This window comes from Streptomyces vulcanius, from assembly GCF_042653945.1.
In the GTDB taxonomy this organism is placed as follows: Bacteria; Actinomycetota; Actinomycetes; order Streptomycetales; family Streptomycetaceae; genus Streptomyces; species Streptomyces mangrovi.
Genome location: NZ_JBHSFK010000028.1, coordinates 21,778 through 45,662 on the forward strand (window position 1 = coordinate 21,778; position 23,885 = coordinate 45,662).

Here is a 23,885-nt window from a genome sequence, read left to right on the forward strand (position 1 = left end):
CGATGACCTCGACCTACCTCCCGGACAAGCGCAGCACACCGGGTGCCGACCACCCGCCGCCGGCCCCCGCGGCGGCCGGCCGGACACGGCGCCGCGTGCTGCACTGGCTCACCGCCGTCGGCTTCCAGGTCCCCGCGCTGGTGCTGTTCGGCACACTGGTGCTGCTGCCGATGCTGTTCGCGGTGTACGCCGCGTTCTTCCGCTGGGGCGGCTTCGGCATGCCCGAGGACTTCATCGGCGGCGACAACTTCACCCGGCTCTTCCAGGACCCGGTGTTCCTCGGCGACCTGTGGCGCTGTCTCGTCCTGGTCGGGCTGTCGCTGCTGCTCCAGCTGCCGTTCGCGCTCGCCCTGGCCGTCGCGCTCAACCAGCGCATCCGGGGGCGGGCCGTGTACCGGATGCTGTTCTTCGCGCCGTACATCCTCTCCGAGGCGATCACCGGTGTGCTGTTCAGCATGATCTTCGCGCCGGACGACGGTCTCGCCGACCATCTGCTGGGGGCCGTGGGGCTGGACGGCCTCGGCGGGGAGTGGTTCGCCGATCCGTCCACCGTCATGGCCACCCTGTTCCTGGTCATGACGTGGAAGTACTTCGGTTTCCACATGATGCTCTACCTGGCCGGACTGCAGTCCATCCCGGCCGAGTTGACGGAGGCCGCGCTGATCGACGGGGCCGGGCCCTGGCAGCGGTTCCGCAACGTCACCCTGCCGCTGCTCGCGCCGACCCTGCGGATCAGTGTCTTCCTGTCGGTGATCGGCTCCATCCAGCTGTTCGACCTGGTGTGGATCGTCACCGCGGGCGGGCCCGACCATCACTCCGAGACGATGGCCGTGACCATGTTCCAGTACGGCTTCAAGCGCTACCAGGTCGGCTACGCCAGCGCGATCAGCGTGGTCATGTTCGGCATCAGCCTTGTCTTCGCCCTCGCCTACCAGCGGTTCGTGCTCCGCCGGGACCTTCAGGGCGCCACCACGACCATGCGAGGAGGCGGCTCGTGAGCGCCCGCAGGACCGGCCGGACCCTTCCCGTGCACGCCGTGCTGGCGATCGTCGGCGTGGTGATGGCCGCACCACTGGTGTACGCCGTGCTGTCCGGCTTCAAGTCCACCGACCAGCTCTCCCGCAACCCCATCGGGCTGCCCGACCCCTGGGTCACCTCCAACTACACCGCCATCCTCGGCTCGCGCTCCTTCTGGCAACTGCTCGGCAGCAGCACCCTGATCGCGGTCGGTACGACGCTGATGGTGGTCGCGGTGTCGGCGCTGGCCGCGTTCTCCTTCGCGCGGTTCGCCTTCCGGGGCCGGGAGGCGCTGTTCACCCTGTTCACGATGGGGCTGATGTTCCCCTTCGCGGTCGCGGTACTGCCGCTGTTCCTGCTGCTGCGGTCGATCGGCCTCCTCGACAACCCGCTCGGGGTGATCCTGCCGCAGGCGGCCTTCGGGCTGCCGATGACCATCGTGATCCTGCGCGGGTTCTTCCGGGAGATCCCGGCGGAGCTGGAGGAGGCGGCGACGCTCGACGGCTGCGGCCCCCTCGCCTTCTTCTGGCGGATCCTGCTGCCCATGGCCCGGCCGGCCCTCGGCACGGTGTCCGTGCTCGCTGTCGTGGCCAGCTGGAACAACTTCCTGCTGCCGCTGCTCGTCTTCAACGAACCCAGCTGGTGGACCCTGCCGTTGGGGGTGCAGCAGTTCCAGGGGCAGTACTCCGCCGAGTACGCCCGGATCTTCGCCTATCTCGTGATCGCCATGGTCCCCGCGCTGGCCTTCTACTCCGTCGCCGAGCGCCAGCTCGTCGGCGGGCTCGCCGCCGGGGCGACCAAGGGCTGACACACCTTGCCGACCCAACCCCGAGGAGTCGCAGCATGCCCAGCACGTCCCCTCTCCGGCTCGGACTGGCCACCGCTCTTGCCGCCGCTCTCGTCGCCATCGGTCCAGCCGCCCAGGCGCACGAGAGACCGCAGACCACCCTCGCCGACCTCGCACAGCGCCACGGCCGCTACTTCGGCAGCGCCACCGACAACCCCGAACTCACCGACGCCGCCTACACGAGGATCCTCGGCAACGAGTTCGACATGATCACGCCGGGCAACGGTATGAAGTGGTACGCCACCGAGCCGCAGCAGGGCGTCTTCGACTGGACCGCCGGCGACGAGATCGTGAACCTCGCGCGGGCCAACCACCAGAAGGTACGCGCCCACACGCTCGTCTGGCACAGCCAGCTGCCCGGCTGGCTGACCGGCAGGGAGTGGACGGCCGACGAACTGCGGGCCGTCCTCAAGAACCACATCCAGACCGAGGTACGGCACTACCGGGGCAAGGTCTACGCCTGGGACGTCGTCAACGAGGCCTTCAACGAGGACGGCACCTACCGCGAGACGGTCTTCTACAAGACCCTCGGCCCCGGCTACATCGCCGACGCGCTGCGCTGGGCGCACCAGGCCGACCCCCGGGCCAGGCTCTACCTCAACGACTACAACATCGAGGCGGTCGGCCCGAAGAGCGACGCCTACTACGACCTCGCTCGGCAACTCAAGGCCCAGGGCGTCCCGTTGCACGGCATCGGCCTCCAGGCCCATCTCGCCCTCCAGTACGGCTATCCGACCACCCTGGAGGAGAACCTCCGCCGCTTCGCCCGGCTCCGGCTGGACACCGCGCTCACCGAGGTCGACGTACGGATGCTGCTGCCGGCCACCGAGGAGAAGCTGGCCCAGCAGGCCGAGTGGTACGGGGACTTGACCCGGGCGTGTCTCGCGGTGCGGCGGTGCGTCGGCATCACCGTCTGGGACTACACGGACAAGTACTCGTGGATTCCGGCCTTCTTCCCGGGGCAGGGCGCCGCGCTGCCGTGGGACGAGGAGTTCGCGCGCAAGCCGGCGTACTACGCGATCCGGGACGCGCTGCTGGGGTGATGTGATTCGATCCCGGGGTGTTCGATTCCGGAGTGGATGAAGAGAGTGCCGTACGGCGGCGCGCCGACCGTGACCTCGACGACTGTGTCCGCGCGCTCGCCGAGGTCCACCAGCGGGACGGCTACCCGGTCAACTGGCCGGAGCGTCCCGGAGAGTGGCTGGCACAGTCGTCGTCGCTGCTCGCGGCGTGGGTCGCGGAGCTGGACGGCCGGGTCGTCGGCCATGTCGGGCTGTCCCGGAGCGGGGCGGGCGACGCGGCACCCGGTCTGTGGAGTGGCCGCGAAGGGGTCGGCGTCGACAGGACGGCGGTGGTCAGCAGGCTGTTCGTCGCCCCGGGTGCGCGGGGGCACGGACTGGGGGCACTGCTGATGCGGCGGGCCGTACGGGAGGCCAGGGACCGTGGTCTGCACCCCGTCCTGGACGTGGTGGCCTCGGACACGGCGGCTGCCGCGCTGTACGAGCGCCTGGGCTGGGAACTGCTGGCCACGGTCGAACAGGAGTGGAGCCCCGAGCAGACCGTCGTCGTCCGGTGCTACGCGGCGACCTAGCTAGGCCGGCGGGGCCGTGCTGGCGCGGACCACCAGTTCCGTGCCCAGTTCGACCCGTGGGGTGTCGGGGCGGGCGCCATGGGTCAGGGCCAGGACGGTGCGGGCGGCCAACTTGCCCATGTCGGCGAGGGGCTGGCGGACGGTGGTGAGGGGCGGGGAGGACCAGCGGACTTCCGGAAGGTCGTCGAAACCGACGACGCTCATGTCCTCCGGGACGCGCAGTCCACGCCGGCGCAGGGCCTCGATCGCGCCGAGCGCCATCTGGTCGCTGGCCGCGAACAGGGCGGTCGGCGGGTCGGGGAGGTCCAGCAGGGCCGTGCAGCCGGCGAAGCCCGACTCGGGGTGGAAGTCGCCGGGCACGACGAGGGTTTCGTCGACGGAGAGGCCGGCCGCCTCCAGGGCTGCGCGGTAGCCGTCGTAGCGGGCGCGGGAGCAGAGGAGGCGGGGCGGGCCCGCGATCAGGGCGATGCGGCGGTGGCCCAGCGACAGCAGGTGCTCGGTGGCGGCGAGGCCGCCGGACCAGTTGGCGGCGCCGATGGTGGGGGTGTCGGCGGCCGGGGAGCCCGTCGGGTCGACGACGACCAGCGGGACGCCCAGGATGCGCAACTGCTCGTGCAGGGTGGGTTCCAGGGCCGAGGTGACCAGGATGACGCCGTCGGAGGCGCGGGCGCGCAGATTGCGCATCCATTCACGGGCGTCGCCGGAGCGGCCGTGGATCGCCGAGACGACGGTGCCGACGCCCGCCGCGTGGGCGACCTCCTCGACGCCCCGGATGATCTCCACCGCCCAGGGACTGTCGAGGTCGTTGAAGACCAGGTCCAGGAGGGCGGCGCGGGTGGCGGAGGCGGTGGCCGGGCGTTTGCGGTAGCCGTGTTCCCGCAGGAGTTCCTCGACGCGGGCGCGGGTCTGCGGGGAGACGTCGGAGCGGCCGTTGACCACGCGGGACACCGTCGGCACCGAGACCCCGGCGCGCCGGGCGATGTCCGTGATGGTGACCTTGTCGTGCGCTGCCACTTCCCCACCCTCTTTCCCGCCCGCTGTGCCGAACTCCGTAACTTCCAGGAGTCTTCCGGAAACCGGTACGGAAGGGAAGGCGGGGGCTACGCGGAGTGAGCGGCCCCGGAAACGCGTCGGGGCCGGTTCGCAGGTCTGTGTCTGCGGTCCGGCCCCCGGAGTCCTCGGACGGCGGTCCCGCGCCGTCCGAGCCGTGCTGAGCGGGTCCTAGGCGGCCGTGACCGCGGTGACGGCGGGCCGGTGCGGGTCGATGACCTGGCCGTCGGGCAGGAGTTCACCGGTGTCCTCGAAGAGCAGGACGCCGTTGCACAGCAGGCTCCAGCCCTGCTCCGGGTGGTGCGCGACGAGCCGGGCGGACTCCCGGTCGGCGGAGGATGCGGTGGGGCAGGATGGCTGGTGCTGGCACATGGATGGGTTCTTCCGCTCTGGCGTGTTGTGTGAGTTGGCTGTGGTGTCTGTCCCGCGGCGCGAATCGTTGTAAGTATCGTTCATGGCCGCCCCCCGTTGTGATAAGTCCGTCGGAACCCAGTGTTGCTCTACGGGCGTGGATCCGCAGGTATTTCACGGCACCGCTTCTCACAGGTTCAGGACGCATCACCCGCGCGGGCGGTTCATCTCAACCGCACTGTCACTTCGGGTGGTTTCCGGTGGCCGGATAGGGCTAGTCCGGTCGGGGGCGCACAGAAGAACACCGCGTACGACGGCGTACGCGGTGTTCGGACGGGCAGGTCAGGCGGGGGATCCGAGGAGGGGTGGGGCCGCCGGGGGCACCCGCAGGGTCAGGACCGGGAGAAGCTCGGCGACCCGGTGCGCGCGGTGGGCCGCGATGCCGGGCGGCGCCGGGGCCAGCGGCACCAGCAGGTCGGTGGCGGCGGGGTGGCCGGTGGTGCCGTCGCCGTCGGTGTCGCCGTGCAGCCAGAGGGTGAGCATGTAGAGGCCGGGCACGGACAGTAGCCGGGCCTGGTAGGGCTGGGCCGCCGACTCCGCCTGGCGCAGGGCGCGCTCGGTGGAGGCGATGTAGGGGCCTTCGAAGAAGTGGGAGAACGCCCAGCCGTCGGGAGTCAGCCGGGTCTCGGCCGCCGCGACGGCCCGGTCCCCGCAGCGGATCAGGAAGCGCCAGCCGACCAGCCGGGTCGCCGACACGCCTTCGGGGGTGATCCGGTCCAGCACGTGCAGGGGCAGCGGAAGCTCGGGAGTGGCGTCTCCCTGCGCTGCGGTGCGCAGGGAGGGCGTACGGGCCTCACGGACCGCGGTGGGGGAACCAAGGGCGGTGAGGACGGTGCGCAGGGCGGGCGCGGGTGCCGGGGGGACATGCAGCGGCATGGTGGGTCGCCTCTCATTCGACAGGCATGTGGTGCGAGGGCGTGGGCGGACGGCGCTGTCAGCCGGCTCTCGACAGGTCGGAGAGGTGGGAGGCCAGGGCCTCCGGGTGTTTCGGGTGGTGCCAACGGGGTACGCGAGCGGCCTGCCGTCACATGGACGACAGGCTCCATCGACCGAGGGCCCACCTTCTCCGCCTTGTTTCGGGAGTTTATACGACACATGTTCAGACGGTGTTTCGTCTAGCCGCTTCCGGGACACTCGGCAAGGGTTCATTCGGCCGGTGAAAGGTGTGAATCATCCCGATTCAGTGCGGCCCGCACCCGGGATGACCTCGGGAAATGGACGCGCCACGGTCGGCCCATTCTCGTCGGCGTTTCTCACGAGTTTCCGACTTTCCGAAAGACCGCTCCGCCGTATGCCCGGTGAATGTGCCTCCGGACATCTCGGGTGCACATCCGGTCAGAGTAGCGGGTGGCGGGGCCGGCCGGGGCGTTATCGATCGGTCCGGGTGGGCATCATCCCCCCTGACCCGGAGACCGGCGGCCGTTCGTCGGCCCGCCCACGCGAGGAGGGACGCTTCGATGGGGGAGAAGGTCGTGGCGGGCGGGTTCGACCTGTCCGATCGGCAGCAGTACCGCGACAAGCTCCGAAGGTGCCTGACGGGGCTGGAGCGGCTTCTGGCCCAGGAGCGCTTCGAACGGCCCAGGAACCTCATGGGGCTTGAGATCGAGCTGAATCTCGCGGGCTCCGACGGCCTGCCGAAAATGTTGAATGGGCAAGTCCTGGAGAGGATCGCGAGCCGTGATTTCCAAACAGAACTCGCCATGTTCAACCTGGAAGTCAACATAGCTCCCCATGGATTGGGCGACCGGGTATTCGACCGGCTCGCCGAGGAACTCCGTACGTCACTGGCATATGCCCATCGAAAGGCGGGCGAGGTCGACGCGGGAATCGTGATGATCGGTATTCTGCCGACCCTCGACCGGGACGATCTGGTCTCGTCCAACCTTTCCGACGTCGACCGGTACACGCTTCTCAACGACCAGATCGTGGCCGCGCGCGGCGAGGACTTCGCCCTCGACATCGAGGGGGTGGAGCGGCTGTCGTGCTCCTCGAAGTCGATCGTGCCGGAGGCGGCCTGCACCTCCGTGCAGCTGCACCTCCAGGTCACCCCCGACCGCTTCCCCGCGGTGTGGAACGCGGCCCAGGCCGTCACCGCCGCGCAGATCGCCGTCGGCGCCAACTCGCCGTTCCTGTTCGGCCGTGAGCTGTGGCGCGAGTCCCGGCCGCCGCTGTTCCAGCAGGCCACCGACACCCGCCCGCCGGAGCTCCAGGCGCAGGGCGTACGGCCGCGCACCTGGTTCGGGGAGCGGTGGATCGATTCCGCGTACGAACTCTTCGAGGAGAACCTGCGCTTCTTCCCGGCGCTGCTGCCCATCTGCGACGCGGAGGACCCGCTGGAGGTCATCGACGCCGGCGGCACGCCCTCGCTCGCCGAACTCGTCCTGCACAACGGCACCGTGTACCGCTGGAACCGGCCCGTCTACGGCATCGCCGACGGCGTTCCCCATCTCCGGGTGGAGAACCGTGTCCTGCCGGCCGGGCCCACCGTGACCGACGTGATCGCCAACGCGGCGTTCTACTACGGCGTCGTCCGCGCGCTGGCCGAGGACTCCCGGCCGGTGTGGTCCCGGCTGCCGTTCGAGACCGCCGAGGCCAACTTCGACGAGGCGTGCCGCCATGGCATCGACGCGAAGTTGCGGTGGCCGCGGCGTGGGCGGCTCGGGGGTGTGGCCGAGGTGGACGCGGTGAGCCTCGTACGGGAGGAACTGCTGCCGCTGGCCGAGGCCGGGCTCGACGCGTGGGGCATCGAGCCGGCCGACCGCGACTTCTACCTCGGGGTCATCGAGGAGCGGTGCCGGCGGCGGGCCAACGGGGCGACCTGGCAGGTGGAGACGTTCCATCGGGCCCTGGAGTCCGGGTTGTCGCGGGACGCGGCGCTGGCGGCCACGACGCGGAGGTATGCGGAGCTGATGCACGCGGGGGAGCCTGTGCATACGTGGCCTGTAGGGGTGCCGGAGGCTGTGGGGATGCGGTGAGTTCTTCGGGTGCGGGCAGGTGGGGGGCTTGTCGCGCCCACGCGGCGGAGCCGCATATCGGCACAGCCCCGCGCCCCTTTTAGGGGGTTGCGCTTGCCGCGACTATGGCCTTGAGGATCACTGTTTGGATTTGGGACGGGTTGTTGACCGACTGGCCGGAGCCGCCGGTGGCCTCGGCTATCCGGGCTGCGTCCTTGCGGTCGGCGTTCGGGCCTACGGCGATCATGATCAGGGGGACGCGGCGTTCGGGGCTGGTGAGTTTCTGGAGTTCGGTGAGGAGGGCGGTGCGGGAGATGCTGCCGGGGTCCTCGTTGACGCCGTCGGTGAGGACGACCAGGGCGTTGAACTTGCCCTTGGCGTAGGAGGCGATCGCCTCCTTGTACGCGGCGAGAGTGGTGTCGTAGAGGCCGGTCGCGCCGTTCCGTACCGGGGCGAGGCCGGCGAACGCCCGTGAGAGCCGGTCGCGCTGGTCGCCGGTGCCGAGGCGGCCGGTCGGGACCAGGATCCGGTAGTCCTTGTCGCCGTCGAGCTTCGTGGAGAAGTCCCACAGGCCGATCTCGTCGTCATCGGTGAAGGTGGCGAGGGCCTGCATCAGGGAGCCCTTGGTGACGTCCATGCGGGTGCGGCCGGTGCCCGGCACCTTCTCCGCCATGGAGGCCGAGGCGTCGACGACCGTGGTGAGACGCGCGCTCTGCACCGTGATCGTCCAGGTCCCCAGAGCCTGCTCGACGGCCGTGTCCGCGGCGGGCTGCGGGGCGGGTGCGGAGTACGGCTGCGGGCTGCTGCCGCCCGCCGTGGCGACCACCGCGCGCGGGACGTCGTCGGCGGAGGTCCGGAAACCCTGGGCCCGGAGGAGCTTCTGCTGCTCCGGCCGGCGCAGGTAGGACATGAAACGGATCGCCGCCCGGCTCTCGTCGACGCTCTGTTTCGTCTTGTCGACCAGCGTGAACGGGTAGTCGAGCCGCGGTGAGCCGTCCTTCGGGTAGAAGAACCGGACGTCGTCGTCGGCGCCGGCCGGCGCGTTGTGGGCGTACGCGGCCTGTTCGGTGACGACGGCCGCCCGGCTGCGTTCCGGTACGTTCGTCAGCACCTCGGCGTCGGTGGCGGAGGTGTTCTGGGACAGCGTCTTCATCAGGGCCGCGGCCTGGGTGTCCCCGCCCTTGACCGTGGCCGCGGCGGTGCCGATCTGGGTGAGGGCGAGCAGCCCGGCCGCGCTGTGGGTGGGATCGGCCGCGCCGAGCCGCAGAGAGTCGTCCTGGAGCGTCGCACCGGCCAGCTCGAACCAGGAGTACGTCTTCTGCGGCCAGCCCAGCGACTTCGCCGCCGCCGGAACCATCGCGACCCCTACGGGGGTGGAGGCCACGTTGCCCACCTGGGTCACCCGGCTCCCCTTGCCGCCGGAGGTGATCCGCTGGAGCCACAGGTCCGAGTCGGCCACCCAGGCCTCGGCGGCCACGTCCTTCCCGGCGGCCAGGGCGGTCGCGACCTCAGAGGACTCACGGGCCTTCACGGTGACCGCGAGACACTGCCCGTCGGAGGTCAGACCGCTGTCCTGGGCCCGCTCGGCCGCGACCCGCAGCGCCGGCGCCAGGTCGGGGGAGGCGGCCAGGGTCAGCCGTACCGGGTGGTCCCGGCAGGAGGAACCGAAGGAGAGCAGCCCACTGCGCACGGCGGCCGTGGCGGAGCCGGTGACGACAAGGACGAGGGCGGTGGTGAGCACCACCGCGCGGCCTCGCTTTCGGGAGCGGGGGCCGCTGCCGCCCGCCCTGGACCGATCGGGCAAGCTGTGACGTCCCATGATGGTCGTGCCCTTCCTGCCGCATCCTTGGCGGAATATCGCCGCTCGGAATGCGAAGGGGAGGTACGCCCCGTACGGCACCCGTTCCCCCGACGGCCTGTCACGCACGTTCTCGTAAGTACTTTCGAGACCCTAGCGAGACCTGGTCGGCAGTGTGGCGGGTTTACTCAAGTGGAAGCAGGTATGCAGGTGAAGACGGGGTCGGTGGCCGATTCTTTTCCTGGAGAGCAGCTCCCGCGGCGGTTTCTCCGCGATGAGACGCTCCTCGTTCTGGGGCTTTCGCTCGGTGCGAGTGGAGTGTCCGCTCTGATCAGCTTTGTCGGATCGGTCACGAAGCCGGGCGGCCTCAAGGACCAGGCGGCGACGCTCAACGCCTCGGCAGCCCCGGGTCGTCCATGGCTGGATCTCGCCTGGCAGCTCTTCGGGATCGCCTCGGCACTGGTCCCGGTCGCCCTCGTCGCGCACCTGCTGCTGCGCGAGGGCGAGAGCCTGCGGACGCTGGGCTTCGACCGTACCCGCCCCTGGCCCGACCTCGGCCGCGGGGCCGCGATCGCGGCGGTCATCGGCAGCACCGGCATCGCCTTCTACCTGCTGGCCCGCGGCCTCGGCTTCAACCTCACCGTGGTTCCCGAGGCGCTGCCGGACGTGTGGTGGAAGTACCCGGTGCTGATCCTGTCCGCGATGCAGAACGCGATCCTCGAAGAGGTCATCGTCGTCGGCTATCTGCTGCGCAGGCTCCGGCAACTGGGCTGGAGCCCGGGCAACGCGCTGGTCGCCAGCTCCGTGCTGCGCGGCTCGTACCACCTCTACCAGGGCATCGGCGGGTTCATCGGCAACATGGTGATGGGCGTGGTGTTCGTCTTCCTGTACCGGCGCTGGGGGCGGGTGGGGCCGCTGGTGGTGGCGCACTCCCTGCTCGACATCGGGGCGTTCGTGGGATACGCGCTGCTGGCCGGGAAGGTGTCCTGGCTGCCCACCCCGTGAACTGTGCCTACTGGGCGAGCAGGTCGCCGTCGATGACCGTGACCGCGCGGCCGGTGAGGAGGGTGCGGTCGCCGCGCAGTTCGGTGCGGACCAGGCCGGAGCGGGGTGAGGCCTGCAGCCCGGTGAGGGTCGTACGGCCCAGGCGTGCGCTCCAGTACGGGGCCAGCGCGGTGTGGGCGCTGCCGGTGACCGGGTCCTCGTCGATGCCGAAGTTCGGGAAGAAGCAGCGGGAGACGAAGTCATGGCCCAGGGCCGGGTTCTCGGCGCGGGCGGTGGCGATGAGGCCGCGCCGCGAGTAGGCGCCGAGGGCCCGGTGGTCCGGGCGCAGGGCGAGGACGCTCTTCTCGTCGGGGAGTTCGACCAGCAGGTCGCCGAGGTGGGGGCCGGTGTCGTGGGCGGTGGCGAGCGGTTCGGTGCCGAGTGCTTCCGCGACGCCGTCCGGCAGCGGGACGGGGGTGAGCGGCGCGGTCGGGAAGTCGAGCGTGATCCAGCCGTCCTCGGCGGGCGTCGCGACCAGGACACCGCTGCGGGTCGCGAACCGTACGGGGCCTTCGTGGGCGTGTGTGGTGTGCAGGACGTGGGCTGTGGCGAGCGTCGCGTGGCCGCACATGTCGACCTCGGCCACCGGGGTGAACCAGCGCAGCGCCCAGTCCGCGTCGCCGCCCGGCGGAAGGGGGTGCGCGAAGGCCGTCTCGGCGTGGTTGACCTCCTTGGCCACGTTCTGCAGCCAGCCGTCGTCGGGGAAGGCGTCGAGGAGGAGGACCCCGGCCGGGTTTCCGGCGAAGGGGCGGTCGGTGAAGGCGTCGACGATTCGAATCCGCATGCCGGAGACGTTAGGGGGGCGGGAGGGCTGTCCGCCAAGGCCAATTCGCTGCGCCTGGCCCGCTTGGATCGCTTGGACCGCCGTATGTTGGTGGGCGGTTCAGCGGTTCAGCGGTTCAGCGGTTCAGCGGTTCAGCGGTTCTGGGGCGAGCGGGGGTGGCGGTTCTGAACGGCACGGTGGTGCTCACCGGCGCTACGGGGTTCATCGGGTCGCATGCGCTGCGGGCGCTGCTCGATCCGGCGGGGTGGGGTGACGGCGACGCTCCGGTGCCACGGATCCGCGCGCTGGTGCGGAGCGTTCCCAAGGAGCCCGGGCCCGCCGAGGTCGAGTGGGTGCGCGGTGACCTCACCGATCCGGACGCGGTGCGGGGGTTGTGCGAGGGCGCGCGGGCTGTCGTACATGTGGCCTCGTACATCGGCGGTGACGAGGCGCTGTGCCGGGCGGTCAACGTCGAGGGCACCCGCCTGGTGATGGAGGAGGCGGCGCGGGCGGGGGCCGGGCGCGTGGTGCACCTCTCCACGACCGCCGTCTACGGTGCCGGGCCGCACCGGGGCATCGCGGTCGACGAGATCACCGCCGAGCCGGCCTCCGCGGTGAGCCGGTCGCGGCTGGCGGGTGAGGCGTACGCCCGCCGGGCGGGGGCGGTCGTGCTGCGGCCCGGGATCGTGCTCGGCGCCGGCGACCGGTGGGTCGTACCCGCACTGCGCGAACTGGTCGAGCGGGTGCCGGCCGAGTGGGACGGCGGGCGGGGACTGCTGACCCTGGTGGACGCGGGTGACCTGGGCCGGCTGATCGCGGCGGTCGCGGTGGGCCGGATCGCGGTGCCGGCCGGGGTCCAGCACGCGGGGCATCCGCAGCCGGTGCGCATCGGGGACCTGCTCGCCGAGCTGGCCGCGCAGGGGGTGCTGCCGCCCCGGCCGGAGGCGGACTGGCCGGTGCCGGTCTGTCTGGAGCGGCTGCGGGCGGCACCGGGGCGGGCGTCGGAGCGGCAGTTCATGCTGGCCGCGGAGGACCACTGGTACCGGGCCGACGACCTGTGGACGCTGACCGGCTTGCAGCCGGGACCGGGCCCGCTGAGCCGCCTTGCGGAGACGGCGGGGTGGTATCGCGGGTTGCTGGGGGTGGCGGGGAGGGAGTGAGGCGGTCGGGTGCCGGGCGAGTCGGGCTGTCGGGTTGGGTCTCGGGCGGGGCCGGGGGCGGAGTGGAGCGGTTGAGGTGGGTCGGGGCGGCGAGGCCGACCACTGGGGCGTCCGGCGGGGGCGGCCGGCGCGAGAGTGGTTGAGCGCGTCTGCGGTGCCGGGGAAGGCTTGGCCGTTCTGCGGGGCGCGAGCGGGCCGTGGGCGTGGCTGTGTGAGGCTGCGGGCGGGGCGCGGTGGGGTTGGGCGCGGTGGGGCTGGGCTGTGCGTTCGGCGCTGTACCTGGGCCGGAGCTGGGCGGTGATGTCCCTCGGCGGGGCCGGGCTGGGGTGTCTGGCCGTGGGGCAGGACGGGGCTGGGCGTTCGACGCCGCGACGGGGCCGGGGCCGGGGCGGGACCGGGACGTCCGGCGGGACTTTGGGTCGGCGTAGGCCTGGGGTGTCCGGCGCCGCGACTGGGGTGGGACTGGGCTGGGGTGTCCTGAGGTAGGGCTGGTCTGGGGTGCGTGGCGGCGTGCCTGGGGTGGGGCTGGGGTGTTCGGTGGTGTGGCCGAACTGGGGCGTGCGGCGTCGCGCATGGGGTGGGGCTTGGGTGTCTGGCGTCGCGCCCGGGGTGTTCGGCGGTGCGGCCGGGCCGGGGGCGGGTGTTCGCGGTGGTAGCGGCTCGGGTCGGGCCGGGGCTGCGCTGTTCGGTGGTGTGGCCGGGTCGGGCCGGGGCCGTGGTGTTTGGTGGTGTGGCCGGGTCGGGCCGGGGCCGTGGTGTTCGGTGGTTCGGTTGGATCGAGGGGTGTGGTGGCGTGCTCAAGGGCTCCGTAGCGCGGGGGGCGGGGAAGCCTGGGATGCTGGGGAGGCGAGCGCTCCGCGCGACCTGCCGGCCGAACAGGGGCGGTGAGTGCATGACCAGGCCCGAGGAACACGGTACGGCGCCGGAGGCCGATCCCCGAGGAGACCCGTATCTGCGCACCAGGTTCGCGGTACCGGCGTCCCCTCCGATCTTTCTGCGCCGCGAGCGGTTGCTCAGCCATCTCGACCAGGCGCTGCGGACACCGCTGACGATGGTGAACGGCGCAGCCGGTGCGGGCAAGACCCTGCTGGTCGCCGGATGGGCCGAGGAGCGGGCGGACACGGTCGCCTGGTTCACGGCCGAGGCGGCCGACCAGGGGCCCGGGATGTTCTGGGCGTATGTCCTCCAGGCGCTGCGGGCCGTCGGGGTGCGACTGCCGACGGAACTTGGTGGCCCGGCGGACGCGGGTCGGGTGACTCGGGCCCTGCTGGCGCGGCTCGCCGCCGAGCTGAGCGGCCGGGACGGGCCCGTCGTGCTGGTCGTCGACGAGTACGACCGGGTACGTGATCCGGAGATCACGGAGCAACTGGAGTTCGTGCTGCACCACGCGGGGGCAGGGCTGCGGCTTGTCCTCGTCACCCGTACCGAGCCCCTGCTGCCGCTGCACCGCTACCGGGCCGCCGGCGAACTGACGGAGATCCGGGGCGCGGAGCTGGCCTTCACCCCTCAGGAGGCGGCCGAGCTGCTCGACGCGCACGGGCTGCGGCTGCCCCCGCACGCGGTGCGGGCCCTCGTCGAGCGCACCCGGGGCTGGGCCGCCGGTCTGCGGCTGTGTGCCCTCGCCGCGCGGGACAGCCCGGATCCGGAGACGTATCTCAAGGAGTTCGAGGCCGACCGCAGTACCGTCGCCGACTTCCTGCTGGCCGAGGTGCTCAAGCAGCAGCCACCCGAGGTCCAGGACCTGCTGCTGCGGATCAGCGTCCTCGAACGCTTCTGCCCCGAGCTGGCCGACGCGCTGACGCAACGCACCGACTCCGGGCCGGTGCTGGCCGGGCTGCACCGGGAGAACGCGTTCGTGGAGGACCTCGGGCACGGGTGGTACCGGCTGCATCCACTGTTCGGCGAGATCCTCCGGGCGCATCTGCGGGTCGGCGCGCCCGGGCTGGAGCCGGAACTCCACCGACGGGCCGCGCGATGGCTCCGGCGTTCCGGTTTCCTTGCCGAGACCCTCGGGCACGCCGCGGCGGCGGGCGACTGGGAGTTCACCGCCGGCGCCCTGGTCGACGACCTCGCCATCGGCCAGCTCTTCACCGGCCTGCGCTGCGACGACCTGGCCGAACTGTTCTCCCGGATGGGTCCGCGGTCCGACGGCCCGGCCACGTACCTCGTGCGCGCGGCACGGGAACTGGGCCGGTGCGACCTGGAGCGGGGGCTGGCCCATCTGCGGCACGCGGAACTGCGGCTGCGGGGGGACGCGCCCGCCGCCCGGCTGAGCTGTGCGCTGCTTCAGGCGCTGGCCGGGCGGCTCACCGGGGCGCCGGAGCGGGTGGAGGCAGCCGCGGCGGACGCCGGGCGGCTGTGCGAGCGGGTCCCCGCCGAACTGCTGCGGAAGCATCCCGAGCTCACCGCGCTGCTGCTGGCCCATCTGGGCTCGGCGCGCCTGTGGGCCGGACGGTTCGAAGACGCCCGTACCGCTCTCGAACTGGTGGCCGCCTGCGCGGGCGGGGCGGCGACGGCCCTGGTCAGGGAGGACTCCCTGGGGCGGCTGGCCCTGATCGACTTCCTGGACGGCCGGCCCGGCCGGGCGGAACGCCGGGCGCGGGCGGCGATCGCCGAGACCGAGCGGTTCGGCCTGCCGCAGCCGTCCGGCTCCGGGGTCGGAAGCCTTGTCCTGGCCGCCGTAGCCATCGACCGCGACGACCTGGCGCAGGCCCGGGCCCTGCTCGACGCGGCGGCCGAGTCGAGGCCCGCGCTGCGCGACCCCGTGACCGAGGCCGGCCGCGCCATCGTCACCGGACGGCTGCACCTGGCCCGCGGCGACACCCGCGCCGCGCTGGAGGCGGTCCGGCCCGTCGTCCACGCCGAAGCGGTCTCGCCCTGGGCCACGGGGCAGACGGCGCTCGTCGTCGCCGCCGTACACCTCGCCGAGGGGCGGCCGGAGACCGCGGCCGCGCTGTTGCACGAGGTGCCCGGCGACCAGCCGGCGTGCGTGGTGGCGGCGGCGCGGGCCCATTTCGCCGCGGGCGAGCCGCAGGCGGCGCTACGGCTGCTCGACCGGGCGCGCCCCGAAGGCCGCGCCGGACCCGCGGTCACCGTCCGGGCCGCGCTGGTCCGGGCCCAGGCGGCGGACGAGGCCGGAGACCTCGACGCCGCCCGCCGGCTGCTGGCCCGCGCCCTGCGCGAGGCGCGGCGCGAGCGGCTGCGCCGGCCCTTCCGCGAAGCCGGACCGTGGCTCCGGCCCTATCTGGACACGGCACCCCTGCGCGCCCTGGCCGAGGACTGGCTCACCCCCGCGACCGCGCCCCGGCCGGGAGCCGGCCCGCCGCCCGTCGTGGAGGAGCTCAGCGGACGCGAGCGCGACGTACTGCGCCGGCTGGCGCAGCTGATGTCGACGGAGGAGATCGCCGCCGACCTGTACGTGTCGGTGAACACGGTCAAGACACACCTCAAGAGCGCCTACCGCAAGCTCGCCGTCAACCGGCGCCAGGACGCGGTGCGCCGCGCCAGAGAGCTGGGACTGCTGTGAGGTGGACGTGACGCACGCCGGCGGGCTCCGTCGGCGTAACGGCGAGGTCGGCCACCACGCTGAGGGTAGTCCCGGCAGAGCGGCTCTGACCTCGGTGAATGGAACGCGTTTCGCGCACAAAGATGCGTCAGTACGTCGTTGACCGGCGATCCGCGGCAGGACCAGTGTGGTGGAGCCACATCGGATCCCGACCGCTCGTTTCCGGTCACCGAACTGTGCGTAGGAGGCCGTGATGCTCCGTACAGACACCCGTGAACACCCCGAGTCCGCAGAAGACCACGAGGCCGCGGCCACAGCCGCGGACGCACCGGAGGTCTGCTGCGAACTTCACTTCCAACGATGCCGCTGGTGCGGCACCGTGGCCTACCGCCGCTCGTTCTGCCGGGCCTGCGGGTCCACGGCCTTCACGCGGGAGCGCAGTGAGGGCTCCGGGGTCGCCGTGCGCCGGAACGGCCATGTCCCGCACAACACGTGGTTCGTCGCCATGGACGAGGGCTTCAACGTGCTCTGCCAGGTCACCGGGACGGCTCCGGTCGCGGTCGCGATGGGCGCACGGGTGCGTGTCGTACGGTCCGTCGCTCCCCTCGGCCAGGGGCTGCCCCTCGTCGAACTCACCCACCCGGCACCGCCGCTGGAGCGCTGGTGGTAGTGGGAGACGGCCGGGACACAGTCGTTTCGCACCCGCAGGACGATCGGAGAGGAGGGTGCGTGGGCACCCAGGACAACGCGCCGGACGGACGGACCGGTGTTCTCGACGGAGCGGCGCGCGGCGCGCTGGATGGTCTGCGCATCGCGGACTTCTCCCGGGTTCTCGCGGGGCCCTACGCGACGATGCTCCTGGCCGATCTCGGCGCGGACGTGGTGAAGGTGGAGCGGCCGGGCGTCGGGGACGACACCCGGGCCTGGCATCCTCCGGCGGACCAGGACGGCACGTCGACCTACTTCCTGAGCGCCAACCGGAACAAGAGGTCCGTCGTTCTGGATCTCACCACCGACGCCGGCCTCGAACAGGCCCGTGCCCTGGTCGCGGAGTCGGATGTGCTGGTGGAGAACTTCCGTCCCGGCACGATGGAGCGGCTGGGCCTCGGCGCTGGTGAACTCCGGGCCCGGCACCCGGGGTTGGTCTACTGCTCGATCAGCGGCTTCGGCAGCGGCGCGGGCGCGGCGATCCCCGGCTACGACCTGCTCGTGCAGGCCGTCGGCGGGCTGATGAGCGTCACCGGGGACGCGGCGGGGGAGCCGGTGAAGGCGGGTGTGGCGCTGGTCGATGTGATCACCGGGCTGCACGCCTGCCTCGGCATCCTCGCCGCCCTCCGGCACCGGGATGCCACCGGGGAGGGGCAGCTTGTGGAGGTGAACCTGCTGGGCTCGCTGCTGTCGGCCATGGTCAACCAGGCGTCGGCGTTCGCCGTCGCCGGTGTGGTCCCGGGCCGCCTCGGCAACGCCCACCCGAGCATCGCCCCGTACGAGACCTTCCGCGCCGCCGATCGTCCGATCGCGATCGCGGTGGGCAACGACCGGCAGTTCGCGGCGCTCGCCGAGGCCGTCGGGGAGCCCGGTCTCGCCGCCGACGAGCGCTTCCGCACCAATACCGACCGGGTCGCCCACCGCGCCGCCCTCCGGGACATCCTGACCGTACGGCTGGGCGCGGCCGGCGCCGACCACTGGTCGACGGCCCTGCTGGCCGCAGGGGTGCCGGCCGGGCCGGTCAACACCCTCGACGAGGCATTCGCCTTCGCCCACAAACTCGGCCTTCCCGGCATCGTCGACCTCCCCGCCGACACGAGGGACGGCAGGCCCTCCCGCCAGGTCGCGAACCCCATCGCCCTGAGCGGCACGCCCGCGCAGTACCGCCTGCCCCCGCCGCGCCTGGGCCGGCACACCGCCGAGATCCTCCACCGAACCGAACACCCCAACCAGACGACCAGGAGCCCACGATGAGCCGTAAGCCGATGAAGGACCCTCTCGACCTGCTCGATCTCTCCTCCACTCTCACCGACGAGGAACGCGAGATCCAGGCCACCGTCGCCCGCTTCCTCGAGGACCGGGTGCGCCCGCACATCGGTGAGTGGTTCGAGAACGCGCACTTCGCCCGCGAACTCGCCCCGGAACTGGGCAAGTTGGGGGTGCTCGGCATGCATCTCGAAGGCTACGGCTGCGCCGGGACGAACGCGGTCGGTTACGGCCTCGCCTGCATGGAACTGGAGGCGGCGGACTCCGGCTTCCGCAGCTTCGTCTCCGTGCAGGGCTCGCTGTCGATGTTCTCGATCTGGAAGTGGGGCTCGCAGGAGCAGAAGCAGGAGTGGCTGCCCCGGCTCGCCGCCGGTGAGGCCATCGGCTGCTTCGGCCTGACCGAGCCCGACTTCGGCAGCAACCCCTCCGGGATGCGCACCAGGGCCGTCCGCGACGGCGGGGGAGACTGGATCCTGAACGGCTCCAAGATGTGGATCACCAACGGCGGCATCGCCGACGTGGCCACCGTCTGGGCACAGACCGAGGACGGCATCCGCGGCTTCCTCGTCCCGCGTGGGACGCCCGGCTTCACCACGCGGGACATCAAGCAGAAGATGTCGTTGCGCGCGTCCGTCACCTCGGAGCTGTACTTCGACCATGTGCGGCTGCCCGACTCGGCGCGCCTGCCGCACGCGGAGGGCCTGCGCGGACCGCTGTCCTGCCTGAACGAGGCCCGCTTCGGCATCCTGTTCGGCGCGGTCGGCGCCGCCCGCGACTCACTGCAGACGGCGATCGAGTACGCCGACTCCCGCATCCAGTTCGACAAGCCGATCAGCGCCTTCCAGCTCACCCAGAAGAAGCTCGCCGACATGACCGTGTCCCTGAGCGGCGCCGCACTCCTCGCCGTGCACCTGGGCCGGCTCAAGGACCAGGGCCGTATCCGTCCCGAACAGATCAGCGTCGGCAAACTCAACAACGTCCGCGAAGCGATCGCCATCGCACGGGAGTGCCGCACCGTCCTCGGCGCGGGCGGCATCTCCCTGGAGTACTCGCCACTGCGCCACGCCAACAACCTGGAGTCCGTCCTCACCTATGAGGGCACGAGCGAGATGCACACGCTCGTCGTGGGCCAGGCGATCACCGGCCAGGCGGCGTTCCGCTGACCGGGGAATCCACATGCCCGGGTACGCGGTGACGGGACTCCCGCGGGTGTGGCAGCCGCGAACTCAGGTGGCGGGCGGTGAGGCTGTCGCGTGGCGCGTCTGCTGGATCAGGACGGTGGTGGCGCGTTCCAGGAGTTCGCAGAGTGCGGCGTGTTCGGAGGGCGTGAACGCGTCGGTGAGCGCGCGCTCCAGGACGATCACCTCCTGGTAGGCGCGGTCCAGCAGTGTCTGGCCCTCATCGGTGAGGGTGGCGATCTGCACCTTGGCGTGCACCGGGGACGTCTCGCGGCGGATGAGTTCCTTGTTCTCCATATTGGTCAGCACGCTGCTCATGCTCTGCTGCGTCACCCCGCAGGAGCGGGCCAGTTGGGCGCCGGACATGCCGCCTTCGCGCGAGAGGATCAGCAGCACGGTGTACTGCGTCATGGTCAGCCCGTAGGCACGCAGTACTGCCTCGTGGTGCGCCATCAACGCCTGCTCCGACCGCCTGATCCGGGTGCAGAGGTCGTTCTCGGTCGGGGCTTCCACCGCGTACTCCCACTCCATTAACAGGTTCATGTGTTGACTCAGGAACCTTATATACCTATCGTTCTCGACTGTAAGGATACTGAGTCGACGCAGGGGGCTGTAACCGTGAAGGCTGTCGTTCTCGACACCGATGACCACTACCGGGTCACCGAACGCGATGAGCCCACCCCCGGCCCCGGCCAGGTGGCGATCCGGGTGGCCTACGCCGGGATCCAGTGGGGCGACACCATGGTCAGGGACGGCCACTTCGCCGTACCGCGTCCCTTCGTCCCGGGGTTCGAGGCATCCGGGCACATCGTCGCGGTAGGCGCGGGTGTCGACGCACGCCGTGTCGGTGAGGCCGTCACCACGCTGACCACCTCGGGCGCCTACGCCGAGGTGGTCCTGGCATCCGCCACGCTCACGTTCGGCATCGGCAGCATGCCGCTGAGGACAGCCGCAGGTTTCGGGTGGGGCACACCGACCGCCTACGACCTGATCAACACCGCCGCGCACGTGCGGCCCGGCGAAAGCGTGCTGATCCACGCCGCCGCCGGCTCAGTCGGCACGCTCGCCGCCCAGTTCGCCCGACTCGCCGGAGCAGGCCGGATCGTCGGTGTGGTCGGAACCGCCGACAGGGCCGACTACGCCGCGCAGTTCGGGTACGACCGGCTCCTGCTCCGCCCGGAGTTCCCGGCCAGGTCCGGCGACGAGAAGCCCGACGTCATCCTCGACCCGGTCGGCGGCTCGACCCGCACCGCCGGACTCGAGCAGCTCGCGCTACACGGCCGACTGGTGTCGTACGGCAACCTCGCCGGCTACGAACCCGTCCTCGCCAACGACAACGACCTCCTCATGCACGGCAAGTCGTTCCTGACCTACAACAGCAACCTGCTCAGCCAGACCCATCCCGAGCGGCTCGCCGACAGTGCCCGCCGCGCACTCGGCCTCGTCGCCCACGGCAAGGTCCGCATGGACATCACCACCGAGTACGCCCTCGGGGACGTGGCCGTGGCCGTGCAGCGCCTCGCCGAGGGCACAACCCACGGCAAGAGCGTCCTCCGCGTCGCCTGACACCACGGCGCGGCGAAGTCGGGCGGTCCAGAAGCCGGCGAGAGGGCCGTACCCGTTGAGCGACGAGAGGAAGTTGGTCATTCCGTGGCCGTGGGGGACAGCAGGATGACCGGCAGGTCGCTCCCGGCCGAGGGCGCGGAGACCTTGAGTTCGAGCGGCACCGGACGGCCCGGGACGTCGAATACCACCGGGCTGTAGGTGGAGACGGCGGTCGGCTTGCTCACCGTGTCCCCCGCCTCAAGCACGACGAGTCCCGCACGCCTGGCCGATCGACGCGGCGGGCCGCCGGATCTCCACCCTCGACCTGGTGGGCCAGGGCAGGTTCCCTGTGCTCACCGGCCTGTCCGGCGGCGTCCGGGGGCCGCCGCCGGACGGTGTGCCGAGCGGCTGGGCATCCTGCTGATCCGTCCCGACGGATACATCGCCTGGCGGCGCACTTGTCCTGCGTCGCTGGCGGGACGACGTCAGAGGACCCGGACAGGCAGGCTCCGGAAGCCGCGGGTGATGTTGTTCAGGGCACGGACGGGCTCACCCGCGAGCTCGATCCGCTCCACCCGGGCGGCCAGGGCCTTGAATACGGCGTGTGCTTCGAGGCGGGCCAGGCCCTGGCCGGCGCAGGCGTGGTTGCCGTAGCCGAAGCCCAGGTGGTCGACGGGGTTGCGGCGGACGTCGAAGCGGTCGGGGCCGGGGAAGTGCCGCTCGTCGCGGTTGGCCGCGCCGTAGCTGTGCAGCACGCGGGCGCCGGACGGAATGGTGACGCCCTCGCCGAGGTCGACGTCACGGGTGGTGACCCGGGAGAACACCTGGATCGGGCTCTCGATCCGTACGATCTCGTTGAACGCGGCCGGCACCAGCGACGGGTCCGAGCGCAGCAGCTCCCACTGCTCGGGATGGCGGGCGAACAGCCACACGCCGCTGGAGATGGCGCTGATGGTGGTGTCGAAGGCAGCCACCACATAGCCCGCGAGCAGGCCGATCGCCCCTTCGACGGGGATCTCGCCGCGCTTGTGCGCCTCCAGCATGGTCCAGCCGAAGCCGCCCGGTACGAGGTTCTCCTTGGCGACGACCTCGGCCAGGTAGCCCATGAGGGCTTCGACCTTCGGGACCGAGGCGGCCGTACGGGGGCAGGCCGGCCCGGAGGAGTTGAACCAGCCGGCGGCCATGTCGAGCAACTGGTCGCGGCCCTGCTCGGGCCAGCCGATCAGATCCATGATCACGTGGACCGGGAGGTCCTGGGCCAGGTCCGTCACGGCGTCGAACGAACCCCGGGACACCAGCTCGGCGACCAGCTCGTCGGCCCGGCGGTCGATGTCCTCGGCGACCGGGCGCAGCGCACGCGGGGATAGCCGGTCGGTGAACAGCTTTCGCTGCTCTGTCTGCGCGGGCGGGTCCAGGTTGATCAGGGCGCTGCCCCAGGCGTCGTTGAAGCCGTCGTTGAGGCCGATGCCCTGGGCCGAGGAGAAGGTCTCCCAGTCAGCGAGGGCCGAACGCACCTGCTCGTAGCGGGAGACGAACCACAGACCGTGCCGGCTCAGCCGGACGGCCGGCCCCAGGTCACGCAGGGCCCGGTACTGGGGGTAGGGGTCGGCCAGCGCCTGGTCGCTGAAGAGGTCGAGATCGGAGGTGAGGGGAGCGGCGGTGGTCATGGGGCGATCTCCTTCGATCGTGGGACGGGGAGGGGTGTCACGCGGCGAGTGCACGCAGCCGGCCGACCGGGATGCGGTGGTTGAGGGCGGCGGCCACCGGGCGGGCCGGGTGGTCCCAGCGCAGCAGCGCGGACAGCTCGGCCACCGAACCCTTGAGCACGGTCGGCTCCCCGGCGGCGGGCAGGGCTCCGGCGAGTTTGACGGCCAGGCCGAAGGCCTCGGTCCAGAAGTACGGCTGAGGCGTGTACGGCTGCGCCCGGTCGCCGTGCAGCAGGGCGGCGACGCCGGCCCGGGCCTGGCCGATCGCGCTGTCCCAGTGCGGAGTGCGCCGGAAGCGTCCGTCTCCGGTGGGGAAGGCGGCCACGTCGCCGACAGCCACGACATCGGGAACAGCCGCCCGGCAGCGCTCGTCGACGACGACCCCGCCCAGCACCGTCAGCCCTGATCCCTCCAGCCATTCGGTGTTGGCGCGGCAGCCGACGGCGGTCACGACAAGGTCGGCCTCCAGACGGCTGCCGTCGACCAGTTCGGCGCCGTACGGCCTCGGCGTCACGCCGTCGGCCGCGACGACCGTCCGGACGCCTCGCTCGTGGGCGGCCCTGCCGAACAGCCCGGCGAGGAAGGGCCCCAGCGTCGACACGAAGGGCGCCCGCAGGTCGACGACGGTGACCTCCAGACCGAGGCCGGCCGCGGCGGAGGCGATCTCCATTCCCAGGAAGCCGCCGCCGATCACCAGCAGGCTGCGCGCCCGGCCGAATTCCGTACGCAGGCGCAGCGCGTCGTCGAGCGTGCGCAGCACCCGCTCACCGGGCCCGCCCAGGGTGCGGGCCCTGGCACCGGTGGCGATCACCAGTTTGTCGTACGGGACCTCCTCGCCTCCCTCCACCCGCACCCGCCGGGCGTCCAGGTCCAGGCCCGTGGCACGGGTACCGGTCCGTACCTCGACGCCGCCGTCGGCGCCGATCTCCGGCAGCAGCACCGAGGCCGCGTCCTCCGTGCCTTTCAGCACGCCCTTCGACAGGGGCGGCCGGGCGTACGCGGCCCGCGGCTCGTCGCCGACGAGGGTGATCGCGCCGTCCCAGCCCTGTCGCCGCAGTTCGTCGACGGCGGTCACCCCGGCGAGCGAGCCGCCGACCACGACGGCCCTCGCGGTCCTCATCGCACGACCCTCAGCGCCGCCACCGGGCAGGCTCGGGTGGCCGCCTCGGCCTTGTCCGTCAACTCGTCCGGGATCCGGGGCAGCCGGACGGTCACCAAACCGTCGTCATCGAGTCCGAAGACGTCGGGTGCGGCCTGCTCGCAGAATCCGAAGCCGTCGCAACGGCTCTCGTCCACCTCGATGTGCGTCATGCCGACCACCATCGGTGCGGGGCACACCCGG

Annotated in this window: 22 protein-coding genes; 12 read left to right on the forward strand and 10 right to left on the reverse strand. The window is 71.7% G+C overall.

Features of this window, described 5'->3' with window-relative positions:
• Positions 1–2 precede the first annotated feature (2 nt).
• The 4 genes from ACFPIH_RS35100 (at position 3) to ACFPIH_RS35115 (ending at position 3,455) form a co-directional block, all read left to right on the forward strand.
• Entirely contained in the window at positions 3–998 is a 996-nt protein-coding gene (locus tag ACFPIH_RS35100) for a carbohydrate ABC transporter permease (RefSeq protein ID WP_381181748.1), read from the forward strand.
• A gap of 62 nt (positions 999–1,060) precedes the next feature.
• The gene (locus tag ACFPIH_RS35105; protein WP_381181786.1) at positions 1,061–1,825 is read left to right on the forward strand and encodes a carbohydrate ABC transporter permease; all 765 of its coding nucleotides are present in this window, start codon (positions 1,061–1,063) and stop codon (positions 1,823–1,825) included.
• Between the two features lie 35 nt (positions 1,826–1,860).
• Complete coding sequence (locus tag ACFPIH_RS35110) at positions 1,861–2,907, forward strand: endo-1,4-beta-xylanase (RefSeq protein WP_381181746.1); 1,047 nt, start codon at positions 1,861–1,863, stop codon at positions 2,905–2,907.
• Between the two features lie 32 nt (positions 2,908–2,939).
• Positions 2,940–3,455 (forward strand): GNAT family N-acetyltransferase, encoded by a 516-nt coding sequence (locus ACFPIH_RS35115; RefSeq protein ID WP_381181744.1) that lies wholly within the window; start codon positions 2,940–2,942, stop codon positions 3,453–3,455.
• Here the strand turns inward: ACFPIH_RS35115 and ACFPIH_RS35120 are convergent, their stop codons facing one another.
• From ACFPIH_RS35120 to ACFPIH_RS35130, 3 genes are all read right to left on the reverse strand, one after another.
• Complete coding sequence (locus ACFPIH_RS35120; RefSeq protein WP_381181743.1) at positions 3,456–4,469, reverse strand: LacI family DNA-binding transcriptional regulator; 1,014 nt, start codon at positions 4,467–4,469, stop codon at positions 3,456–3,458.
• 207 nt (positions 4,470–4,676) lie between these two features.
• A complete protein-coding gene (locus tag ACFPIH_RS35125; protein WP_381181742.1) occupies positions 4,677–4,877 on the reverse strand; it encodes a DUF5999 family protein in 201 nt (66 codons plus the stop codon).
• A 321-nt stretch (positions 4,878–5,198) separates the two neighbouring features.
• A complete protein-coding gene (locus ACFPIH_RS35130; RefSeq protein WP_381181740.1) occupies positions 5,199–5,792 on the reverse strand; it encodes a hypothetical protein in 594 nt (197 codons plus the stop codon).
• A 581-nt stretch (positions 5,793–6,373) separates the two neighbouring features.
• Between ACFPIH_RS35130 and ACFPIH_RS35135 the strand changes: the two genes are divergently transcribed.
• Entirely contained in the window at positions 6,374–7,891 is a 1,518-nt protein-coding gene (locus ACFPIH_RS35135) for a glutamate-cysteine ligase family protein (protein WP_381181738.1), read from the forward strand.
• Positions 7,892–7,970: 79 nt separating this feature from the next.
• Here the strand turns inward: ACFPIH_RS35135 and ACFPIH_RS35140 are convergent, their stop codons facing one another.
• On the reverse strand, positions 7,971–9,689 hold the full coding sequence (locus tag ACFPIH_RS35140) for a substrate-binding and VWA domain-containing protein (RefSeq protein WP_381181736.1): 1,719 nt from the start codon (positions 9,687–9,689) through the stop codon (positions 7,971–7,973).
• 183 nt (positions 9,690–9,872) lie between these two features.
• Between ACFPIH_RS35140 and ACFPIH_RS35145 the strand changes: the two genes are divergently transcribed.
• The gene (locus ACFPIH_RS35145) at positions 9,873–10,673 is read left to right on the forward strand and encodes a CPBP family intramembrane glutamic endopeptidase (protein WP_381181734.1); all 801 of its coding nucleotides are present in this window, start codon (positions 9,873–9,875) and stop codon (positions 10,671–10,673) included.
• 7 nt (positions 10,674–10,680) lie between these two features.
• On the opposite strand, the gene ACFPIH_RS35150 is transcribed toward ACFPIH_RS35145, so the two are convergent.
• On the reverse strand, positions 10,681–11,496 hold the full coding sequence (locus ACFPIH_RS35150) for a PhzF family phenazine biosynthesis protein (protein WP_381181732.1): 816 nt from the start codon (positions 11,494–11,496) through the stop codon (positions 10,681–10,683).
• Between the two features lie 155 nt (positions 11,497–11,651).
• Between ACFPIH_RS35150 and ACFPIH_RS35155 the strand changes: the two genes are divergently transcribed.
• The 5 genes from ACFPIH_RS35155 (at position 11,652) to ACFPIH_RS35175 (ending at position 19,277) form a co-directional block, all read left to right on the forward strand.
• Positions 11,652–12,635 carry an NAD-dependent epimerase/dehydratase family protein gene (locus ACFPIH_RS35155; protein ID WP_381181730.1) on the forward strand — a complete coding sequence of 328 codons (984 nt, stop codon included), beginning with the start codon at positions 11,652–11,654 and terminating at the stop codon, positions 12,633–12,635.
• A gap of 892 nt (positions 12,636–13,527) precedes the next feature.
• Positions 13,528–16,161: a winged helix-turn-helix domain-containing protein gene (locus ACFPIH_RS35160; RefSeq protein WP_381181728.1), complete on the forward strand. Its 2,634-nt coding sequence runs from the start codon at positions 13,528–13,530 to the stop codon at positions 16,159–16,161.
• 232 nt (positions 16,162–16,393) lie between these two features.
• Positions 16,394–16,810, forward strand: a complete 417-nt coding sequence (locus ACFPIH_RS35165) for a Zn-ribbon domain-containing OB-fold protein (RefSeq protein WP_381181726.1) — start codon at positions 16,394–16,396, stop codon at positions 16,808–16,810.
• 59 nt (positions 16,811–16,869) lie between these two features.
• The gene (locus ACFPIH_RS35170; protein WP_381181724.1) at positions 16,870–18,102 is read left to right on the forward strand and encodes a CaiB/BaiF CoA transferase family protein; all 1,233 of its coding nucleotides are present in this window, start codon (positions 16,870–16,872) and stop codon (positions 18,100–18,102) included.
• The gene (locus tag ACFPIH_RS35175; RefSeq protein WP_381181722.1) at positions 18,099–19,277 is read left to right on the forward strand and encodes an acyl-CoA dehydrogenase family protein; all 1,179 of its coding nucleotides are present in this window, start codon (positions 18,099–18,101) and stop codon (positions 19,275–19,277) included. Before ACFPIH_RS35170 ends, ACFPIH_RS35175 begins: the two co-directional genes overlap by 4 nt.
• Positions 19,278–19,340: 63 nt before the next feature.
• Here ACFPIH_RS35175 and ACFPIH_RS35180 read toward each other — a convergent pair whose 3' ends face one another.
• Complete coding sequence (locus ACFPIH_RS35180) at positions 19,341–19,835, reverse strand: MarR family winged helix-turn-helix transcriptional regulator (protein WP_381181720.1); 495 nt, start codon at positions 19,833–19,835, stop codon at positions 19,341–19,343.
• A gap of 75 nt (positions 19,836–19,910) precedes the next feature.
• Here ACFPIH_RS35180 and ACFPIH_RS35185 point away from each other — a divergent pair, with 75 nt between their 5' ends.
• A complete protein-coding gene (locus ACFPIH_RS35185) occupies positions 19,911–20,858 on the forward strand; it encodes a quinone oxidoreductase family protein (RefSeq protein WP_381181718.1) in 948 nt (315 codons plus the stop codon).
• A 77-nt stretch (positions 20,859–20,935) separates the two neighbouring features.
• Here the strand turns inward: ACFPIH_RS35185 and ACFPIH_RS35190 are convergent, their stop codons facing one another.
• From ACFPIH_RS35190 to ACFPIH_RS35205, 4 genes are all read right to left on the reverse strand, one after another.
• Positions 20,936–21,082 (reverse strand): hypothetical protein, encoded by a 147-nt coding sequence (locus ACFPIH_RS35190; RefSeq protein WP_381181717.1) that lies wholly within the window; start codon positions 21,080–21,082, stop codon positions 20,936–20,938.
• 240 nt (positions 21,083–21,322) lie between these two features.
• Positions 21,323–22,504, reverse strand: coding sequence for a cytochrome P450 (locus ACFPIH_RS35195; RefSeq protein WP_381181715.1), 1,182 nt, complete (start codon positions 22,502–22,504; stop codon positions 21,323–21,325).
• 37 nt (positions 22,505–22,541) lie between these two features.
• Complete coding sequence (locus tag ACFPIH_RS35200; protein ID WP_381181713.1) at positions 22,542–23,663, reverse strand: NAD(P)/FAD-dependent oxidoreductase; 1,122 nt, start codon at positions 23,661–23,663, stop codon at positions 22,542–22,544.
• Positions 23,660–23,854, reverse strand: a complete 195-nt coding sequence (locus ACFPIH_RS35205; RefSeq protein ID WP_381181711.1) for a ferredoxin — start codon at positions 23,852–23,854, stop codon at positions 23,660–23,662. Before ACFPIH_RS35205 ends, ACFPIH_RS35200 begins: the two co-directional genes overlap by 4 nt.
• Between the last annotated feature and the right edge of the window lie 31 nt (positions 23,855–23,885).

Bases quoted from the DNA above. Each gene is read 5' to 3' on its own strand.
- ACFPIH_RS35100 (WP_381181748.1), top strand. From the start codon at position 3: ATGACCTCGACCTACCTCCCGGACAAGCGCAGCACACCGGGTGCCGAC.
- ACFPIH_RS35105 (WP_381181786.1), top strand. From the start codon at position 1,061: ATGGCCGCACCACTGGTGTACGCCGTGCTGTCCGGCTTCAAGTCCACC.
- ACFPIH_RS35110 (WP_381181746.1), top strand. From the start codon at position 1,861: ATGCCCAGCACGTCCCCTCTCCGGCTCGGACTGGCCACCGCTCTTGCC.
- ACFPIH_RS35125 (WP_381181742.1), bottom strand. From the start codon at position 4,877: ATGTGCCAGCACCAGCCATCCTGCCCCACCGCATCCTCCGCCGACCGG.
- ACFPIH_RS35130 (WP_381181740.1), bottom strand. From the start codon at position 5,792: ATGCCGCTGCATGTCCCCCCGGCACCCGCGCCCGCCCTGCGCACCGTC.
- ACFPIH_RS35135 (WP_381181738.1), top strand. From the start codon at position 6,374: ATGGGGGAGAAGGTCGTGGCGGGCGGGTTCGACCTGTCCGATCGGCAG.
- ACFPIH_RS35140 (WP_381181736.1), bottom strand. From the start codon at position 9,689: ATGGGACGTCACAGCTTGCCCGATCGGTCCAGGGCGGGCGGCAGCGGC.
- ACFPIH_RS35145 (WP_381181734.1), top strand. From the start codon at position 9,873: ATGCAGGTGAAGACGGGGTCGGTGGCCGATTCTTTTCCTGGAGAGCAG.
- ACFPIH_RS35150 (WP_381181732.1), bottom strand. From the start codon at position 11,496: ATGCGGATTCGAATCGTCGACGCCTTCACCGACCGCCCCTTCGCCGGA.
- ACFPIH_RS35160 (WP_381181728.1), top strand. From the start codon at position 13,528: ATGACCAGGCCCGAGGAACACGGTACGGCGCCGGAGGCCGATCCCCGA.
- ACFPIH_RS35165 (WP_381181726.1), top strand. From the start codon at position 16,394: ATGCTCCGTACAGACACCCGTGAACACCCCGAGTCCGCAGAAGACCAC.
- ACFPIH_RS35175 (WP_381181722.1), top strand. From the start codon at position 18,099: ATGAGCCGTAAGCCGATGAAGGACCCTCTCGACCTGCTCGATCTCTCC.
- ACFPIH_RS35180 (WP_381181720.1), bottom strand. From the start codon at position 19,835: ATGAACCTGTTAATGGAGTGGGAGTACGCGGTGGAAGCCCCGACCGAG.
- ACFPIH_RS35195 (WP_381181715.1), bottom strand. From the start codon at position 22,504: ATGACCACCGCCGCTCCCCTCACCTCCGATCTCGACCTCTTCAGCGAC.
- ACFPIH_RS35200 (WP_381181713.1), bottom strand. From the start codon at position 23,663: ATGAGGACCGCGAGGGCCGTCGTGGTCGGCGGCTCGCTCGCCGGGGTG.
- ACFPIH_RS35205 (WP_381181711.1), bottom strand. From the start codon at position 23,854: ATGACGCACATCGAGGTGGACGAGAGCCGTTGCGACGGCTTCGGATTC.